Genomic DNA, 17022 nt, shown 5'->3' with positions numbered 1-17022 from the left:
CCCCGTCAATGTAGCCATTTTTCTACTCGATGAAAAGGACTAGCGATTGATGATGACAGCATCGTAATCGCCGAGCTCCGGAAGCCGGAAGGAAAGGATATTGTCTTTCCAGGAAAATGCCACCGGCTTGCCCGTTTTCAGGGATTTCAGCGCCGGGGGCCGGAAGCCTGTCCGGATACGGAACGACAGGTTGCGAACAGGTAGCGGCGGAAAGTAGGTATTCCCGCTGAATCCGGTGAGGTTGATCAAATGCAGGATTTGCCCGCCCGTCGGAGCGTGGTTTTGGAGGATGGTTTCGACACGGGCGGGAGCGTCCGTCTGCAACAATTGCCCGGCGTCAGGATACACGTGGTATAATACGTCGAGCAGCAGATTTTTATGTTCCTGATAACCATGCAGGTAATAGAGTTTTCCGAGATTTCCCGGCAGCAGGACCGCCTTGCCGTTGCCGTAGTTTTTCAGCCCCATCGCATACACTCCGGTAGGATCGTGCCCGCCGATGATTTCCGGCGGACCGGGGCGGCCTTTGGCCAGAATGGGCAAACCGCGTTCGTCGGCGCCGCTGAAATCATACTCCCCGAGGTTGAATTTCCAGAAAAGCATCTTTTGGCCGGGAAAGCGGGTGAAGGTAGATCGCGGCCCGGGCTGGAGGTAAAACCCGGCCCCTTCCCGGTCGCGACGGATGATTTTCGCCCCGAAAAGATCCTGCAATGTTTCCGGACTGTCTGAAAATGAGCGGTTGGTGGCAATCAGCGCAGCGCCGTTCCGGCAGGCGGTTTTGAGTACATCCAGGCCTGTCGCTGAGAGGTAGGTAATATCCGGAAGCAAAATGGCGCGGTAGCGCTTGAGGGCGTCGGCGCGGCTGGCGAGCTGCGCATCCTCCAGTATATCAACCGGAATATGTGCTTCCTTGAGCATCAGAAGCAGTCCGCGGTATTCCTGCATGGGCTCGCCGGAAGGCCAGGAACCGGGCGCTATTACCACTACGCGGGCCGGCGACGTATACTTGCCGTAGTAGCGTTCGTGCTTTTTGTGATGGGCGTATACTTCCCGAATAACAGGGAAATTGCGTTCGTCCTCATACCCCCGCAGATCGCCCATGAGGCTGATATCCAGGCCTGAACCGTTCGCGATGTTTTCGTAGAGGCGGATGCGTACTTCTTCCGGCTCAACGGCATTGTACCGCGACTGAAAGGAGATCTGCTGGATACTCGCGTTGCTGATGACGTGATCGGGAAAGGTATTGCCGGCATTCCCGACGTTATCTGAAGCGGAATAGGGCCAGTACGGTAGGGAATTCGTCTGGGACTCGTGCCGGATGATGTCTACATGCTTGTCGAGATAAGTACAGATGGCTAGTTGAGGACTGCGGGATTTGACGAGCTGATGCAGGCGTTCCGACCACTTTTCGATAGTCGCTTTTTTGAACGACAGGTATTCCTGGTACACGGGATCGGCTTTGTTTTCTTCAACCGGCAGCGTTTTTCCCCCGCTGAAAGCCGCGAAGGCTTTTCGGTCGTAGTCGTTCTGATCGATGCCGTGGTACCGGCCTTCATAAGGGTTGTTGACCTGATAACCGGGCATGTTGAGGAAGATGCCGTCGACCGGGAATTTCTCCAGTACTTCTCCGATAATCCGGAACGCCTTGTCCTGCACGTAAGGAGAGTTGATCGACACGACATACATATCCGTGTTGATAATCCGCTCTCCCTTCGGCGAAACATAACACCAGTCCGGATGCGCCTTGAAAATGCTTTCGTGTACCCGGCTGAAATCAAACCGGACGATGACGCGAATACCGGATCGGTGGCATTTTTCGACGACTGCGGCCAGTGTTCCGGGTTTCATGTAAGGATTGACATAGTGAAAATCCAGATCTGTCGGGTAAAACGCCATGATACCACCCGCATTGATAATCAGCGTATTGGCTGAAAATGATTGCAGGTCATGCACGAGGGAATCCGGATTCAGCGTTGCCGCTTCATACGCGGGCAGGTTCACCTGAATGACGCGCAGGTTGTTGGCTTTCCACCAGGGCGGACCCTGGGCACGCAGTGGAAATGCTCCCGCCGGCAGCAGGAACAACAAAAGAAGAAGTCGATTCATAACAGATTCAGAGGTATAAAACCTGAATATCGGGGAAAAGACGGTATTTTCCCCTGCCTTCTTCTTCCTCCGAAGTGAAAAGAATAAGCCGGGGAAACAATTAATGCCAAATTGCAGTTATATTCGTGCAATAATTCACTTCACTATGGCTTACGCAACAGCAGTCTACGCGCCCTACCTGGTGATCGACAAGTCCCGGCAGGGCATGCCCCGCGCCGAGGTCGACAAGATCGCCGGGATTATCGGCCTGACAGACAAGGAGATGGCCCGGATTCTGAACATGTCGGAACGGAACCTGCACCGGCTCAAGCCGGAGGACCGCCTCGCCCGGGATGCTTCGGAGCGGCTGCTGCTCCTGACCAACCTGCTGCGTCACGGTTACGACGTATTCGACAACGACGGGGAGACCCTCGCCGAGTGGTTCCGGACGCCTTTGCGGGAGCTGAACGATCAGTCTCCGGTGCAACTTCTTGACACCGCGACGGGCTTTGGCCTCGTCGACGATGTATTGGTCCGGATCGAATACGGAATCGTGGGGTAACGTATGCTGACGGTTTATCGGACGATTAAAGACAAGCATAAGGGCGATCCTTTGTCGACCGAAGGCGCGCGCATTGCCGGAGGCCGCTGGAATCCCAAGAATTTTCCGGTTTTATATACCACTTCCTCACCGGCGCTCGCCCTGGTGGAGTCACTGGTACATGCGCCGCGGGTACGCTACGAAAAACTGCCGGCGATGTGGCTCTTCACCCTCGAAATCCCGGACAGCGTCCGCTACCTTCCGGCCGACGAACTTCCCGCCTACTGGCAGGATCCCGGCTATGAACGCTCGCAATGGATCCTGGAGGACTGGCTCCGCAAACCGGATACGCTCGCAGTGGCAGTACCCTCAGTCGTCGTGACGATGTCCTACAACTACCTGCTTCATCCGCTTCATCCCCTGTTTCAGGAGGTTAAAATAGTCCGTCAGGAGCCTTTTCCGGTGGAGAGAAGGTTGTGGAATGATCCCGTATAGGAGAAGCTAATTCAATTTGTCCGAAATGCGGCAACAGACAGCCCTTCCAGAAGCCCAATTAACATCACGGAATGTGTAAAATACTTATCCCAAAACAATCTAACTAAGCCGCGTTGCAAATAACATTCACATATATAACCATAAAGAGGCACGATAAATATAACCATTTTAAGATCATTTTATTTTAACCAATATTCTGAGCATTTTATTCTATTATATAGAAAACCAAATCATATAAATACTTATGCCAGTACGCTGACGTAGCTTGTCAACGACTTTATCTCAAATGATCTATCCAATCAAAAACCATTTTCAATCTTTCTTAGCATACTGCTCTATAGTCCAATAATAGACGCCAGACTAGTGCCAATAGGTGATAAATACTTAAAACAAATACTAACACCGTATCCAATCATTCGTATAAATTCATTCTCATTAAAAACCGTTTACATGCAAATTAAGTTAGTATCTCTATATCTTCCATTATTTCCATATATCTTCATACCTATAAGGGACTGATTTCCTTAAATAACATATAGCCAATCAAATAGAAATTATTATTTTTATTTGATTTATACTTCAAAAGTTAGAACTATGAAATTTTTGATCGACACCAATATATACTTAGACTTCTATCGCTATAACAACGAGAGCATACAGTTGCTGAATTCACTAACAGAACACTCGGACAAAATAATACTGATCGATCAAATTATTGATGAATTTCATCGCAATAGAGAGAAAATACTAAATGAGCTTAAGGGCCTTTTTATGAAAGACTCAAAATTGGAAAATATTCCAAGTTCTCTACTAAATGATACTAGCGAATATAAGGAATTAATAAAAATACAAAAGCAATATGAAGATCAGAGAAACAAAGTACGGACAGCAATTGAGCGATTTATCGACTCTGAAACTCACGATCCTGTTGCTTTCTTTTTTAATGAACTTACAAACTACGCTATAAAAAATGATACATTATTAAAGATGGATGACTTCATACTTGCAAATGCAGAAAAAAGAAAATTAAAAGGAAATCCTCCAACCAGTCAAGGGAAGGCTTCGATTGGAGACGAAATCAATTGGGAATTGATATTAAACAATACTGATGACGATATAATAATTATTTGTCGCGATGGATCATTTAAGACACATATAGCAGTGTTAAAAAAAGAATACCATAAACATACCGGCAGATTTGTACTAGGAATTACAAGTAAAATATCCGAAGCTTTTAAAATAGCTGATATCAAAATAGATCCTAAACTTAAGACCTTGGAAGATAGAATGATTCGAGAATTACCTGACGACTATAGTGAAGATTGAGGCATCATATTCTAGTTATGAATTTGTTATATTGGTTTAATTTTTATTTGCTATAGTGTATGAAGTTATTAACTTCTAAGAGTAAAAATAAATACCGCTTATATTAAGAATAAAAATTCAATATCTACAATTAAAAATATACATAATCGAAACGCAGATTCCGGGCTTAATCTTCAAAGATTGGCATTCTCAAATCTAAATTCAATCCTACTAATGGCAAATAGACCTATATCTAGATACATTTGCTTGTCTTTTTTGGCAAACGTAAATGGGCTTCTTTCCGAAAAAATACCCGATTTGGCTATAATCTACGGGTAGCCTCTTCCATATATTTCATTCCTAGGCCAGCTACACATAGCCTATTCGAGAAGTGAGCATGTAATATAGGCAAAACGTCAAACAATTGTCTTCAATGAAACCCCAACTGCGATTTGCCCTGCTGCTCTTAGTTTCTCTCTTATCTAGCTCCCACGTTTGTTCCGGGCAATTATTCATACAGGAAATTGCAAAAGCTTATACCGTTGAAAACGGCCTTCCCAAAGGAAAAATAACCGGCATAAAACTGGTAAACGACGTCGCCGTGGCTTGGGAAAACACGCGCTCATATCAGCTATCCGGCGCTACCTGGCAGCCCCGAACCAGCACGGAACCGGTCAAATCTGCGCCCGTTTTATCCCTCGTGGAAGGCGCGAAAGTTCTCTCTTCTGTTTCCTGGAAAAACGCTCAGATACTTGGTACGGAAAAGGGACTTTATCGCCGGACCGGCAAAAAAACCGAGCGGCTATTTCCATCCAACAACACCTATAATTGGGCGCTGCGGCATGTATCTGTAGTTTTGGTAGACTCCCGGAATCGCCTGTGGTTCGCGGCAGAAGAAGGCGTGGGGTACCTCGAAGGAAACGACTGGCACTTGTTTACAGGCAAAGAAGGACTGCCGTATAATCAGTTCACCTGCGGCGTCGCCGCGCCCGATGGCAGCGTCTGGTTTGGTACTACCCGGGGCGCCATTAAATTCGAAAACGGGGTGTTTAAGTACCGCTTCAGCCGGCGCTGGCTTCCCGGCGACTACGTGAACGAAATCGCCGTAGGGAAAGACGGAACAGCCTGGTTTGCAACCGACAACGGCGTTGGCTGCATTACGCCTACCTCTCTGACTTTGAAGCAGAAGGCGGACTATTTCACACAGCAGGTTGAACAGCGGCACAACCGCATGGGCTTTATTACCCACAGCCATCTGACCAAACGCTTCGCTATTGAAAGTTCAGAACACGCCATTTCCGATAACGATGGCATGTATACTGCCATGTATGGTGCGGCCCAGGCCTTCCGGTATGCCGCCACGCGCGACCCGGAGGCGAAAGCGCTCGCTGACCGTTGTTTTAAATCCTGCAAATGGCTGGTCGATATTACGCACGAATCCGGTTTCCCGGCGCGGGTTATTATTCCGGTTGACTGGCCCGAACCGGTCAACGAACAATACGGTCACGCATACAACAAGCGCCAGCAGGAATCAGACCCGATGTGGAAAGATATTTATCCCCGTTTTCCGTTAAGCAAAGACGGAAAGTACCGGTGGAAATGCGACACCAGCTCAGACGAACTGGCAGGTCATTTCTTCTTTTACGGGGTTTATTATGATCTGGTAGCCGAAACCAGCGAAGAAAAAAAGGCTGCTCAAAAGGTCGTTGCCGCCATAACGGACCACATGATTCGTCATGGTTATAAGCTGGTTGACCACGACGGAAAAGTAACCCGATGGGGTAATTTCTCGCCGGAATATTTCCACTCCGTATACGGTTACGATCAGCGGGGATTGAACTCGATGATGATGCTGTCCTTTCTCAATGTCGCGAAACATGTAACCGGCGACGGCAAGTATGATCTCGAAGCAGATAAGCTTCGGAAGCAGCATAATTACCACATTTTCTCCCTTCACCCGAAAGAGTATTTTCCGCCCGAAAACGTCGTTTCGTGGGACCATAACCTCTGCCTGATGAGCCTTTACGGGTTGATCAAATACGAAACCGATCCTTCTTTGTTATTGATGTACCGTCAGGCGCTGGAAAATGCCTGGCTGCATGTCAGCAAGCAAAAAAATGCGTTTTGGGATGCCATCTACCAGTCGTCTGCCAATGGGTTTACTGCACTCGCTGACCAGAAGTATTTCGAAGGGAAAAACCTGTTTTCAGAAAATCATCTCTATGCGCCGTCGGTCGTTCAGGACCACTACAAAGCATCCAACAATCCGGCGTTCATCGTTGAAAACCTGCAGCAAATACCGCTGGACTTAATTGGCTACGCGATGGATAATACCCACCGGCTGGATGTCGTATTGGATCCCATGCCGCGGCAGGACCCGACCAAAGGCTGGCGTACCGACGGCTATGCGCTTCCAATCGACGAGCGCGGGCACGTCCGGCAGGATCGCGACGGATTTGCACTCAAAATGACCGAAGGCGACGGCCAGGACGAACACGAGGGAACGTTTTTCCTGCTGCCCTACTACATGGCAGTCTACCACAAACTGATTCAGCCCTGACATTCCTTCAACAGGAATCAGTACCTCATTCGTGCCGGAGAAACGTTGCGTTTTCCGGCGCGAATGAGACCGCCGGACAGAGAAAGCCCGGTCGCTAAACCGAGATTTTCCGGACTTTTACGGCTGCGGCTCCTTTGGGACTTTCCTGTACCTCAAATTCCACCATGTCATTTACCTGTAACGTCCCGTCGACATTATGAACGTGTACAAAAACTGTTTTTCTGGTTAATTGATCTTTGATAAAACCGTATCCTTTTGACTCATTAAAACGCTCCAGAATGCCGGTATGCCTCATTTGTACAGGGCCGGCTGCAGGCCTTTCCGGTTTGTTTTCAGTCGCTTTTTTCACGCCCGGAGGGCTGGAAGACAAATTGCCGTTTTCGTCGACATACATCAACATTTCTTCCAGACTTTTCCCTTTGTCGGACGATGATTTCCGTATCTCCTTTTTATTTTGCTTCTCTAGCTTTTTGAGACTTTTCCGCTTTGCATTTTCCTTTTTTGACGATGTTTCTTTTGCTCTTGCCATAAATGATTTTGTATAGTATCAGCCCGCGTATCCAGATCAGATACGCGTTTTTCACCGCGATCGGAAAAACCAATTCCAGCAAGCTCAACCGACAAATGTGAGGCCATTTTGTCGCATATCCTATTTATTTATGCTTTATTTCCATTTCGGGCCCCTCGGCCGATAATTATTCAAAACTCCTTGATTATCAAAATAATACACTTACCTTTACACCTCATTTCTTATCAAAATAAAATGCAGGAAGGAATAGTAAAGTTTTTCAATGAATCCAAAGGTTTTGGTTTTATTGCGCCTAAAGATGGCAGTCAGGATGTTTTTGTTCACGTATCCGGTCTGATTGACCAGGTTCGGGAAAACGACGCCGTTACCTATGAAGTAACAGCAGGCCAGAAAGGCCCGAGTGCCATTAACGTGAAGGTTATCTAATTATCCAATCAATATAGTGTGTGAAGGCGATGCTTTTAACCGGCATCGCCTTTGCTTTTTATTCCTCGTTTTTTGCCGGACTACAGCGTCTGCCGACCGATTCGACGGAGTACTAATCCGGCATCGATACGTTTTTCCGAATGAGTAAAAACATCCGCCCGGTTGTTTCAGCCAGCCGGATTATCCGTTTCCTTCAAACCAAAGCAGGTTAACAGAAAGGTCAAATTCCTTCGAATAAAGCCGCTGTTCAAATAACTGACTTTCGGAAAGCAGTTCGCCGTATTTAAACCAACTCCCCATATCTCCTTTTTTGACGACTGAGTAACACTCCTTCGGCTGCGCATCATCCTGCTCCTCCGGATTACCGGCGGGAAGAGGACTCCATCGCCGGAACTTATTTTCAAGGCCGGGAAAGCAGATACTTCTGGTCGACCCGCATATTTGCTGATTCCTGGAGAACACCGCCATCAGCGGATAGCTACCTGCTTCCAAAATACTGAGCAGCGTAAAAATCAGGCTGACGTCACATTTTTCGGATACCCGTTTCACTACTTCCATTGAAAATTCGGATGCCTCCCGGTTATCGGTATAATCGGCGACCGGTATCAACAGGCGTTGCGCGAAGTGCTCCGCGGTTTTCTCCGCCCAGTCGGAATAAATGACTTCCGTTTTCAGCACATGCATGAACAACGTTCCCGCTGTGGGATCGTTTTCGAGCAAGTCAATAAAGTAGCAACCCAATTCATGCGCAATGGCAATACGCCCCTGGTGATTATCAGACCGGATTCCGCGGCCGGTATTGAGGTGAATCGCGGTACGGTCCGCATTTCTGATCAGCATGCTGTCAAAGGCCATACCGTAGTCATCCTCCACCATTTCAATATATTCCTTTTCACAGATATCCAGCAAATTGGTCGCGCCACCCCTGCTGAATTCCATCGAAAGAACATCAGCCAATTCAATGACCATTCCTGTTATGTTCCTGCTCATAACCTGACCTTGAGTAAGAGAGAAGAAAAGGTAGGTTGCGCTTCCGGAAGAAAAGGCCTCAGACCTGTAAAAAGCCGGATAGGTAAGATATTCTCTGAACCGGTATCCTGGATACGAAGCATTTCAGAGAATCCGGATCAGTCCGAATTCTCATAAATGTAACCTCTTTTTCCGGGATTGCCTATTGTTGTGAAAAAGCCGGGCAGTTTCCAGCGGCAATCGGAACCGACACTACTTCTTTCCAACAGTTCTTCCCCACTCCCACACCACATTTGTATAGTAAAACCCGCCTACGGCCGGACCGCCGATAAAGGTGTAGTAAGGCCGGTTGGTAACGTTCGTACCGCCGGCTTTCAGCAGCATATTCCACGCCTGAATACGGTAGCTTACCTGTGCGTCGAGGGTGTTGATGGCGGCGACGGTTCCTGTGGCCAGCTCAGATTGCCACAAAAATGCATCCTGGTGCTTGTAGTTTACCGAAAACCCGAGGCCCTTCCAGAGGTTTCCGTTGGTAATACTCAGGTTGGTAATCCATTTCGGCGTATTGAAGGCGCTTTCGAGACCGTCTCCCTTATCCACCCGGTCCAGCTGCGCAAACGAAGCATTTCCGGCAACGGACCAGTCTCCGCCAAGGGAATACCGGATTCCCGCACTCACGCCGTAATTGAATACCCTGGTTTGGGAATTTGTCCAAAGCCGATACCGTTCCTGCGTCGCGGAAGACGAAAAATAGTAGGCGAGAGAATCCGGATTCGTTCCCCGCGGCAGGTTGGCATTTACCTGGGCGATGAAGTTCCGGTAAGCAGTATAATAGGCGTCGACATCCAGATACAACCGGCCTCTTAGCAGCATCCCCCGGTATCCCGTCTCGACGCTGTTTACCTGTTCCGGTTTCAGGTACGTGTAGGGACTTGGATTCAGCAGTGCTTTGTTTTTTTGGATAGCCTGTTCGGTCGTTAAACCATTCGTATTTACATCGGCCGTAATCGCAGACTGAAAGGCATTGATGGAGGTCACCAGATACGCTTTTTCGTAAATCCCCCGCGACATAACCGGCAGCCCGCCTACCCGTTTTACCCCGCCGGAATTGATATTCGTAAAGCCTTCAAAAAGCGAAGGAAAACGGTATCCGTTCTGATACGACAACCGGATACTATGCCCTTCCGAAGGTGAATAAACAGCAGATACTCTCGGATTAAAACGGGCATCGAAATAGGAATTTTTGTCGACACGAAACGACCCGGCTACCTTTAATTTCTGCGCAAAAAACGTGCGGCTGAGCGAAACAAACCCACCGGTTTTACCATAAACCAGGTTTTTGTCCGGCTCGGTCGGGTTGATGAAGTAATTGCCGTCCGGATACACCACATACCGCCGGAAATCAAACCCTGCCTGAATACTGACGCCGGTCCTGTCGCGAAACTGCCGCCAGAGTACCCGCGTCGGTTCTACCTGGCCTTCAACGTGATACATCCACGATTTCACGCGGAGCGCCGCGCCGATGTCCCAGTTATTGATATCCCGGAGTTTGCCGATCAGGTTATTAAATGCCGCCGTCCCGGGAACGGGCCGTCCCTGATCGGCAACGGAGCGGGCATTACGCAACGCATCCGGCACCGCCAGACCGTTTTTGGTATCGGTATTAAACTGGCTCGTAAAGTCCGCAAACCATTGATTATCTGTCTTGAACGATTTGTCGATATTCTCGGCCATCGACCGGATATTATAGGAATCGCCGGTGTTTTCGCGGGACCTGTACGCCCGGATTTGCACGGAGGGCGTCGTCAGGGTCAGGCTGTGCTGATCCAGCCGGTAATTTTCCAGGCGGAAGCGATTGGTACGCTGGTAGACGTTGTTGAGGGTCGCGGCCTGGTAAGCATATACCAGCTCAACGGTCGGCGAAATCCGGTAATGCAGGGCGATGTCTCCCCGTAAATTCTGTAAGTGGTAATCTGTTACTTCGTCCTCGTAATACCCTGTCCGGCCGACGCTGTAGCGTTTTCCGCCAAGGGTGAGCGTGCGACGGTTCGCGGCCTCGTTTCCGTATCCGCTGACGGGATCATAGGCGGGGTTGTCCCGCCCGAAAAGCTGCAGCGAAGCATTGCCGTTCGGGTTCAGGTCAGACCGGTTATCCGCCACCCAGTCATACCCCCGCTGGTAAACGAGGTTGACCTTGAAAGCAAATCGCCTGTTCCATTGCTGTGCATACCGCAGGCTGGTTTCGGAATACGCCTGCGCCGATGCGGCGGAACTGCCGACATGGTTCACTCCCGTTTTCTGCCCTACGCTAAGACCCTGATAATCAAAAGGATTTCGTGTCAGAATATTCACCATACCGTTCAGCGCGTTCATGCCGTATAGCGCCGAAGCGACTCCGGGCAATACCTCCACCTGCTGAATATCCAGATCCGACGGAGCCAGGGCGGCGGCAATCGGCGCGCCGATATGCGGCGCCTGGTTGTCGCGCCCGTCGACAAGCTGCACAAAACGGACGTTGGTTGTAGCTGCAAAGCCACGGGTATTGTAAACCTTGAAGCCGAGACTGGAGGTGAGTAACTGAACTCCCTTGATATTTTCTATCGCATCGAAATAAGACGGCTGGGCAGAAAGTCTGATGCGGCGGGCATCCAGTACGTCGATACTTACCGGAGATTTCAGCACCGATTCAGGTACACGGGAAGCCGATATGACAATTTCCGCCAATTCATTCACACGGATCGTATCGCGCCGAGGAAGGGTATCCGGGCGAATCGCCGAAGCTGACAGGTGTAACCAGACGAGAGCAGAAGGGATCATCAGAAGGGAACGAGTCGGGGGAGGTCGTGGCGGCACTCTCGATATATACAAACAAATATAACGATGATCCCGCCACATTTTCTTCTGAAGCCTTTTACCGGAAGAATAATCAGCTACGCCGGACGGTTTTGCCCACCCAATTCCCGCAGGTAATACCCCGCGTAGGTCTCTTAAAAAGCTTTTGACCGGACAATAAGCATATACACTTAATAGGAATAACGGATAAAATTCAATTATTATGATTCATCTATAGGTCTTATCTGATATATTTAAACTGTTTTCTCCAACCTGCGCTGAAACGACTAGTCACGACCTTTGAGTACGGAACCTGTTCCCGCCATTGGTTTTTGATCGGAAACAGCAGGAGGGAGGTCCCATCAATTCGTAGAATCCCCGCCAGCTTTTAGCAGGCGGGGATTTTTGTTTGGGATCGGAGCCTCGGGACTTCCCGCGTTGGCGGGTCGTCTGACGCTTCACGCGCTTCAAAAGCCGAAAGAATAGGGTTAAGTAAAAGGAGATCTTACTTAATTATTGGTATTAAACTTTATTCCTCGTCCTTTTTCTTTGCACCGGTTAAGGAAAAGTATTCATTAACGGATGCTTTTTTTAAAGAATAACACCCCCTGGCATTGCTGGAGGGTGTTTTTTTGGCTTTTCAGTTCGACGGCTGCCTTTATTCCTTCGCCAGCGGATACCCTTTTTTCAACAACGCGGCCAGTTCTTTCACCCGGTTCGCCTGTTCAGGCGCAGCAGCGAGGTTGGTGAACTCTTCCGGATCTTTTTCGTGGTCATACAGCTCAGCGCCGGCCTTTCCGCCATCCCATTCCGTGTACCGCCACCGCTCCGTCCGGACGCTCCGGCCAAAAAGCTGATTTCGCCGTACCTGGGTGTAAGCGGGCTTGTCCCACGCTGCCGCCGGATTCTTCAAAAGCGGCACCAGGCTCTTTCCTTCCAGGTCTTTCGGGGCCTGGAGACCACAGAGCTCTGCCAACGTCGGGTACAGGTCAACCAGCTCCACCGTTCTTCCGGACGATTTTCCCTTCACGCCTCCCGGTACCGAAACGATCAGCGGCACCCGGGCAGAGTTTTCAAACAGGCTTTGCTTCATCCATTGACCGTGCTGGCCGAGGTTGTACCCGTGGTCGCTCCAGAGTACAACTATCGTATTATCAGCCAGTTTGAGGCGGTCGAGCGCGTCGAGCACCCGCCCCACCTGCGCGTCCATGAACGACACCGCGGCGTAGTAGCCTTTCTGCGCTTCCCGGCGCTCGGGTTCGCCGAGACCCCAGTGCGACGGCTTGGTAAACAGCGCCGCGTCCGGTACATCGTCCAGGTCGTTCGGTATTTCCTTTGCCAGCGGAATCCGGTTTACATCGTACAGATCAAAGTACTTTTTCGGGGCTACATAGGGCGTATGAGGACGGAAAAAGCCCACTGCGAGAAAGAACGGTTCGTTTTTCTTTTCTTCCAGTATCTGAATCGCTCCGGTGGCAATAAGGCCATCCGTCTGCTCCTCGTCTGTCCCCTCTGCCGCGTGCCACGAGAGGGCGCTGCCCAGGGCACGGCCCGGCGTCAGGTTTTTGACGAGCGACTCTTCCGTTTTATCTCTGCCTTTCGGATTCACGACCCGTTCCCAGGAAATCGGGTCGTCGAGGCCATCCGTACCGATCTGCCCCGGTACGCCGTAGTGGTATATTTTCCCGATCCGGGCGGCAAAGAAGCCGTTATTTTTAAAAAGCTGCGGAAGCGTGACAACGTCCGGGAGGTTTTTCCGGAAATGCGTCTGCAATTCATAAATACCCGTCACGTCCGGCCGGTGGCCCGTCAGCAGCGACGAGCGGCTCGGACTACATAGCGGAAACTGCGTGTATGCCCGGTCAAATTTCACCGACCGCCGCGCGAGCCGGTCGATGTTCGGCGTCTTCACGAAAGTATTGCCGTAGCACCCGAGATCATTGTTGAGGTCGTCTACAGCGATAAACAATACGTTGTACTTTTTCGGCGGCTGTTCTTCGGCCCGGGAGCTCAGGGCGGCCAGCAGCAACGCCGGAATCAGGAGTCGTTTCATATCAGAGAAAGTAAGCGGTCAAAAGCATCAGGGCTCGGCGATAGTCCAGTTTTCAGGCGGCCGCCAGCCGGCCGGCTGCGCAGCAAGGGAAAAAGGTTGAACAAATTTCTTGAAGGACGTCAGCGCTTCTGTAAAGGTCTTATATTCAGACGGATACTCTTCCGCTACGTTCTTTTTTTCCGAAGGATCAGCCTGCAGGTCAAAGAACTGCCCCTGGTTCAGCTTCCATCGTTTGGAAACGGCGGCTTCCCGCCCGAGAAAGAGAATACGGTCAGGCAGAGCCTTCCCCTGAATAGCCGAGCGGGCATCGATGCCGTCGAGTCCGGCGGGTATTTGTGCACCGGTCCACGCCGCAAGCGTCGGGAGTACATCGATGAAGGCAATTACTTCATCCACTTTCTTTCCCCCTCCTATCTTTCCTTTCCAATAGATCAGCGAAGTACTGCGCACGCCTCCCTCCCACTCGGTATTCTTGACGCCGCGGAGGGGGTCGTTGTTGCCGCCGAAGGTCGGCGTACCGCCGTTATCGCTCAAAAACCAGATCAGGGTATTGTCGGCGATGCCTTTGTCCTCAACCGCACGAAGTATCGTTCCGATGGCGTCATCGAGACCCGTCACCTGCGCCGAGAACGTCTGGCGAAGGGTATTACCCCGGCCGCGCTGCCCGTAGTCGGCGGTGTTGTACTCCGCTCCCTCTCCTGATTTTCCCTCCAAACGGGTACCGGCCGGATCATATCCATTCCGGAGCAGATCCTGCTTCCGCGCCTGGTTGGGCGCATGGACGCCGTTGAACGCTACATAAGCGAAGAACGGGCTGCCGGCCGACTCCCGGATAAACTTCGCAGCTTCATTACCCACCAGCGCCACCGAATAGCCGGTATCCCGGCTTGCTTCATAGCCGCGGTGCCAGTCCAGCGCACCGTTCCGGAAATGCGTGAAATAATCAATCGCGCCGTTATAATGCCCGTAAAACGAGGTAAATCCGCGTTGCAGCGGGTGATAGCGCTTGTCGGAATGCCCGAGGTGCCACTTGCCGAAAGCCCCGCGCCGGGTATACCCCGCTTTGTCGAGGACATTGGCCAGGGTTTGTTCGGAAAGCGGCAGACCGCCGATCCGGTTCGGGCGGATGACCTCGTTCCGGATACCGAACCGGTCGGGATACTTACCGGTAAGCAGACCGGAGCGGGTCGGGCTGCAAATCGAAGCGACGTAAAACCGCCGCAGCTCCGTTCCCTTTTCCGCCAGGGCGTTCAGGTTGGGAGAAACAATTGCGGGGTTGTGGTACCCGACATCGTTCCAGCCGAGATCGTCGGCTACAATCAGGATAATATTCGGCTTTTTCTGTGCGTGCGCTGCGGAGAAAAGGGCGAGGAGCGAACAGAAAAGTACTCGTTTTCTCATGGAAGACGTCGTTTTGAATGAACCCGGCTCAAAGCGAATTTTCAGCCAGCGCCGCGACGATTTCCGCCTTCGGCGTTACGCCTGATTTCTGCCAGACAACCTGCTTGTTTTTATACAGAATCAGCGTCGGCAGCGCGTTTACGCCTACTTCTTTGGTCAGCGACTTGTTGTCATACGCTTCGATGGTAATGACTTTGACGCGGCCTGCCTGCTCTTTCTTTACTTCCTCGACGGTCGGCGCGAGGCGTTTGCAGGAACCGCAGTACCGGGAACCGAAGTCAACGAGCACGAGATCGTCCGGACCGAGGCTGGCCGTGTATTCGGCAAGTGAAAGGCCGGGGCCAACGGTCGACTCCACCGGTCTGCCCGACCCGATCCATTTGCTGAGGCCGCCCGGCAGTTCATATACTTCCCGGAATCCCTTTTCCTTCAGTTCCTTCGCCAGCTTGCCGCTGCGGCCGTTTCCGATCGAGTAAACAAATACCGGCTTTTCTTTGCTCAGACGGGCGCTTTTTTGCTGAAAGTCGGCTTCGGTTGCGACGCTGACCGCGCCGATCAGGTGGTTTTGTATGTATTCTTCTTCCGACCGGGCATCCAGAATCTGGGCATCGGCGCCGGCTTTTTTCAGGCGGGTTTCGAATTCATCGAAAGACAATAACGGTTCGCGGGTTTGGGCGGCAACAGGCCATACCCATGCGAAAGCGAGCAAAGCGAAGAGGGTTTTCATGCGGATCGTGTTTTTTCGTTCGACAAAGAAACTTGTTAAAACTTGTTTATCTATAGATTTAATAGGTTATTATTTTTCAGCCAGATTGAAAACAACTTTGGTATCAGTCGACCGTCAGCTCGCCGATGGCAATTCCTTTCTCGCCGGCGACGGAATACAGCAGGTATAACTTCCCGTTTTCCCCAAACACATACGGGTCCCGTAGTTGCCGGACCCGCTGCAACGACAGGCCTTCTTTCGATGCGGCAAGCGGCAAATCTGCACCTTAGTAGTCTTTTTCCGGTAGCGCAACCGGCTGCGGCGGGGAGGGCGTCCAGGTTGTCCAGTCGCCTGTCAGGGGTATCACCGAAGCATAAATCTGTTCGGGCGTGTCGCCGATGCGGCTGTAAAATACCCAGAGCCGGTCGCCCTTGCGGTAGAGCGCCGCATGGCGCAGCGTAGACGGATGCTGGATTTTATCAAAAGGATTGTGGCCCTTTTCAAACCGTGCGATGCCGTCCGGAGACCGGTGCAGAACCCCCAGCCGGGACAGCGCATAAAAGGCCCCTTTCCACTCAAATACCCGGAAATAGGATTCACCCAGCCGGGTCGTATCCGCCCTGAAACGGAGGCCGTCACCGGAAGTACCCCGAAGTGTCAGCTGCGTATAGCTGGCTTTTTTTCCTTTGTCGCCTGACGCGTAGATCGGGCAATGGAAATACATGACGAGCTGCCGGTTCGCCTCATCCACAAATACATCCGGCGACGCGATATGCTTGCTCTTTCCCAGCAAATCACCGGGTTCACCTTTGCAGGCGCACTCGTCCAGGCGGAGGGTGCCGGGTTCGTGAATCTTCCAGGGACCTTTGAGATCATCGGCATAGGCCAGCCGGATGTAATGCCCGTTGTGATGCGCAAAATAGAGGTAGTACTTTCCGAGCTTTCCCGGCAGCCAGTCAGGCACCCGGATCAGGCTAGGGCCGTTGATGTTTTCCCCATCGGTACCCGGCAGCTGTTCGGGCCGGATAATGGGGTTATCCGCGAAGCGGCGGAAGGTGATTCGCTGGGCAAAAGCGCCCGTCGCAATCAGCGCGAATACCACCGGAAGCAATTTTTTCAT

Annotated in this window: 14 protein-coding genes; 5 read left to right on the top strand and 9 right to left on the bottom strand. The window is 51.1% G+C overall.

Annotated features, from left to right (window positions below; all coding sequences use genetic code 11):
• Nucleotides 1-39 precede the first annotated feature (39 nt).
• Nucleotides 40-2106 carry an alpha-amylase family protein gene (locus tag BLR09_RS00240; RefSeq protein ID WP_093196358.1) on the bottom strand — a complete coding sequence of 689 codons (2067 nt, stop codon included), beginning with the start codon at nt 2104-2106 and terminating at the stop codon, nt 40-42.
• Nucleotides 2107-2251: 145 nt separating this feature from the next.
• On the opposite strand from BLR09_RS00240, the gene parS reads away from it, so the two are divergent.
• The 4 genes from parS to BLR09_RS00220 all read left to right on the top strand — a co-directional run bounded on the left by parS (nt 2252) and on the right by BLR09_RS00220 (nt 6986).
• Complete coding sequence (parS, locus tag BLR09_RS00235; protein WP_093196356.1) at nt 2252-2647, top strand: type II RES/Xre toxin-antitoxin system antitoxin; 396 nt, start codon at nt 2252-2254, stop codon at nt 2645-2647.
• A 3-nt stretch (nt 2648-2650) separates the two neighbouring features.
• Nucleotides 2651-3121 (top strand): RES family NAD+ phosphorylase, encoded by a 471-nt coding sequence (locus tag BLR09_RS00230; protein WP_093196352.1) that lies wholly within the window; start codon nt 2651-2653, stop codon nt 3119-3121.
• A 594-nt stretch (nt 3122-3715) separates the two neighbouring features.
• Entirely contained in the window at nt 3716-4447 is a 732-nt protein-coding gene (locus BLR09_RS00225) for a PIN domain-containing protein (protein WP_093196349.1), read from the top strand.
• 580 nt (nt 4448-5027) lie between these two features.
• Nucleotides 5028-6986 (top strand): hypothetical protein, encoded by a 1959-nt coding sequence (locus BLR09_RS00220; RefSeq protein WP_143010969.1) that lies wholly within the window; start codon nt 5028-5030, stop codon nt 6984-6986.
• A gap of 94 nt (nt 6987-7080) precedes the next feature.
• Here the strand turns inward: BLR09_RS00220 and BLR09_RS00215 are convergent, their stop codons facing one another.
• Nucleotides 7081-7515 carry a cold shock domain-containing protein gene (locus tag BLR09_RS00215; protein ID WP_093196344.1) on the bottom strand — a complete coding sequence of 145 codons (435 nt, stop codon included), beginning with the start codon at nt 7513-7515 and terminating at the stop codon, nt 7081-7083.
• A gap of 234 nt (nt 7516-7749) precedes the next feature.
• Here BLR09_RS00215 and BLR09_RS00210 point away from each other — a divergent pair, with 234 nt between their 5' ends.
• Entirely contained in the window at nt 7750-7941 is a 192-nt protein-coding gene (locus BLR09_RS00210; protein WP_093196342.1) for a cold-shock protein, read from the top strand.
• 180 nt (nt 7942-8121) lie between these two features.
• Here BLR09_RS00210 and BLR09_RS00205 read toward each other — a convergent pair whose 3' ends face one another.
• The 7 genes from BLR09_RS00205 to BLR09_RS00180 all read right to left on the bottom strand — a co-directional run bounded on the left by BLR09_RS00205 (nt 8122) and on the right by BLR09_RS00180 (nt 17022).
• Entirely contained in the window at nt 8122-8931 is an 810-nt protein-coding gene (locus BLR09_RS00205) for a hypothetical protein (RefSeq protein ID WP_093196340.1), read from the bottom strand.
• 231 nt (nt 8932-9162) lie between these two features.
• Nucleotides 9163-11727 carry a TonB-dependent receptor gene (locus BLR09_RS00200; RefSeq protein WP_093196338.1) on the bottom strand — a complete coding sequence of 855 codons (2565 nt, stop codon included), beginning with the start codon at nt 11725-11727 and terminating at the stop codon, nt 9163-9165.
• Nucleotides 11728-12400: 673 nt separating this feature from the next.
• Nucleotides 12401-13795 carry a sulfatase gene (locus tag BLR09_RS00195; RefSeq protein WP_093196336.1) on the bottom strand — a complete coding sequence of 465 codons (1395 nt, stop codon included), beginning with the start codon at nt 13793-13795 and terminating at the stop codon, nt 12401-12403.
• Nucleotides 13796-13822: 27 nt separating this feature from the next.
• Nucleotides 13823-15196 (bottom strand): arylsulfatase B, encoded by a 1374-nt coding sequence (locus BLR09_RS00190; protein WP_093196334.1) that lies wholly within the window; start codon nt 15194-15196, stop codon nt 13823-13825.
• A gap of 28 nt (nt 15197-15224) precedes the next feature.
• Nucleotides 15225-15923, bottom strand: coding sequence for a thioredoxin domain-containing protein (locus tag BLR09_RS00185; RefSeq protein ID WP_093196333.1), 699 nt, complete (start codon nt 15921-15923; stop codon nt 15225-15227).
• Nucleotides 15924-16026: 103 nt separating this feature from the next.
• The gene (locus BLR09_RS25625; protein ID WP_218126558.1) at nt 16027-16179 is read right to left on the bottom strand and encodes a hypothetical protein; all 153 of its coding nucleotides are present in this window, start codon (nt 16177-16179) and stop codon (nt 16027-16029) included.
• Between the two features lie 9 nt (nt 16180-16188).
• Complete coding sequence (locus BLR09_RS00180) at nt 16189-17022, bottom strand: glycoside hydrolase family protein (RefSeq protein WP_218126557.1); 834 nt, start codon at nt 17020-17022, stop codon at nt 16189-16191.

The sequence above is a fragment of the Siphonobacter aquaeclarae genome (genome assembly GCF_900103285.1).
GTDB classification, from domain to species: domain Bacteria; phylum Bacteroidota; class Bacteroidia; order Cytophagales; family Spirosomataceae; genus Siphonobacter; species Siphonobacter aquaeclarae.
Note: the sequence above shows the minus strand (reverse complement) of the source record. Positions and strands in the feature narration are given on the sequence as shown.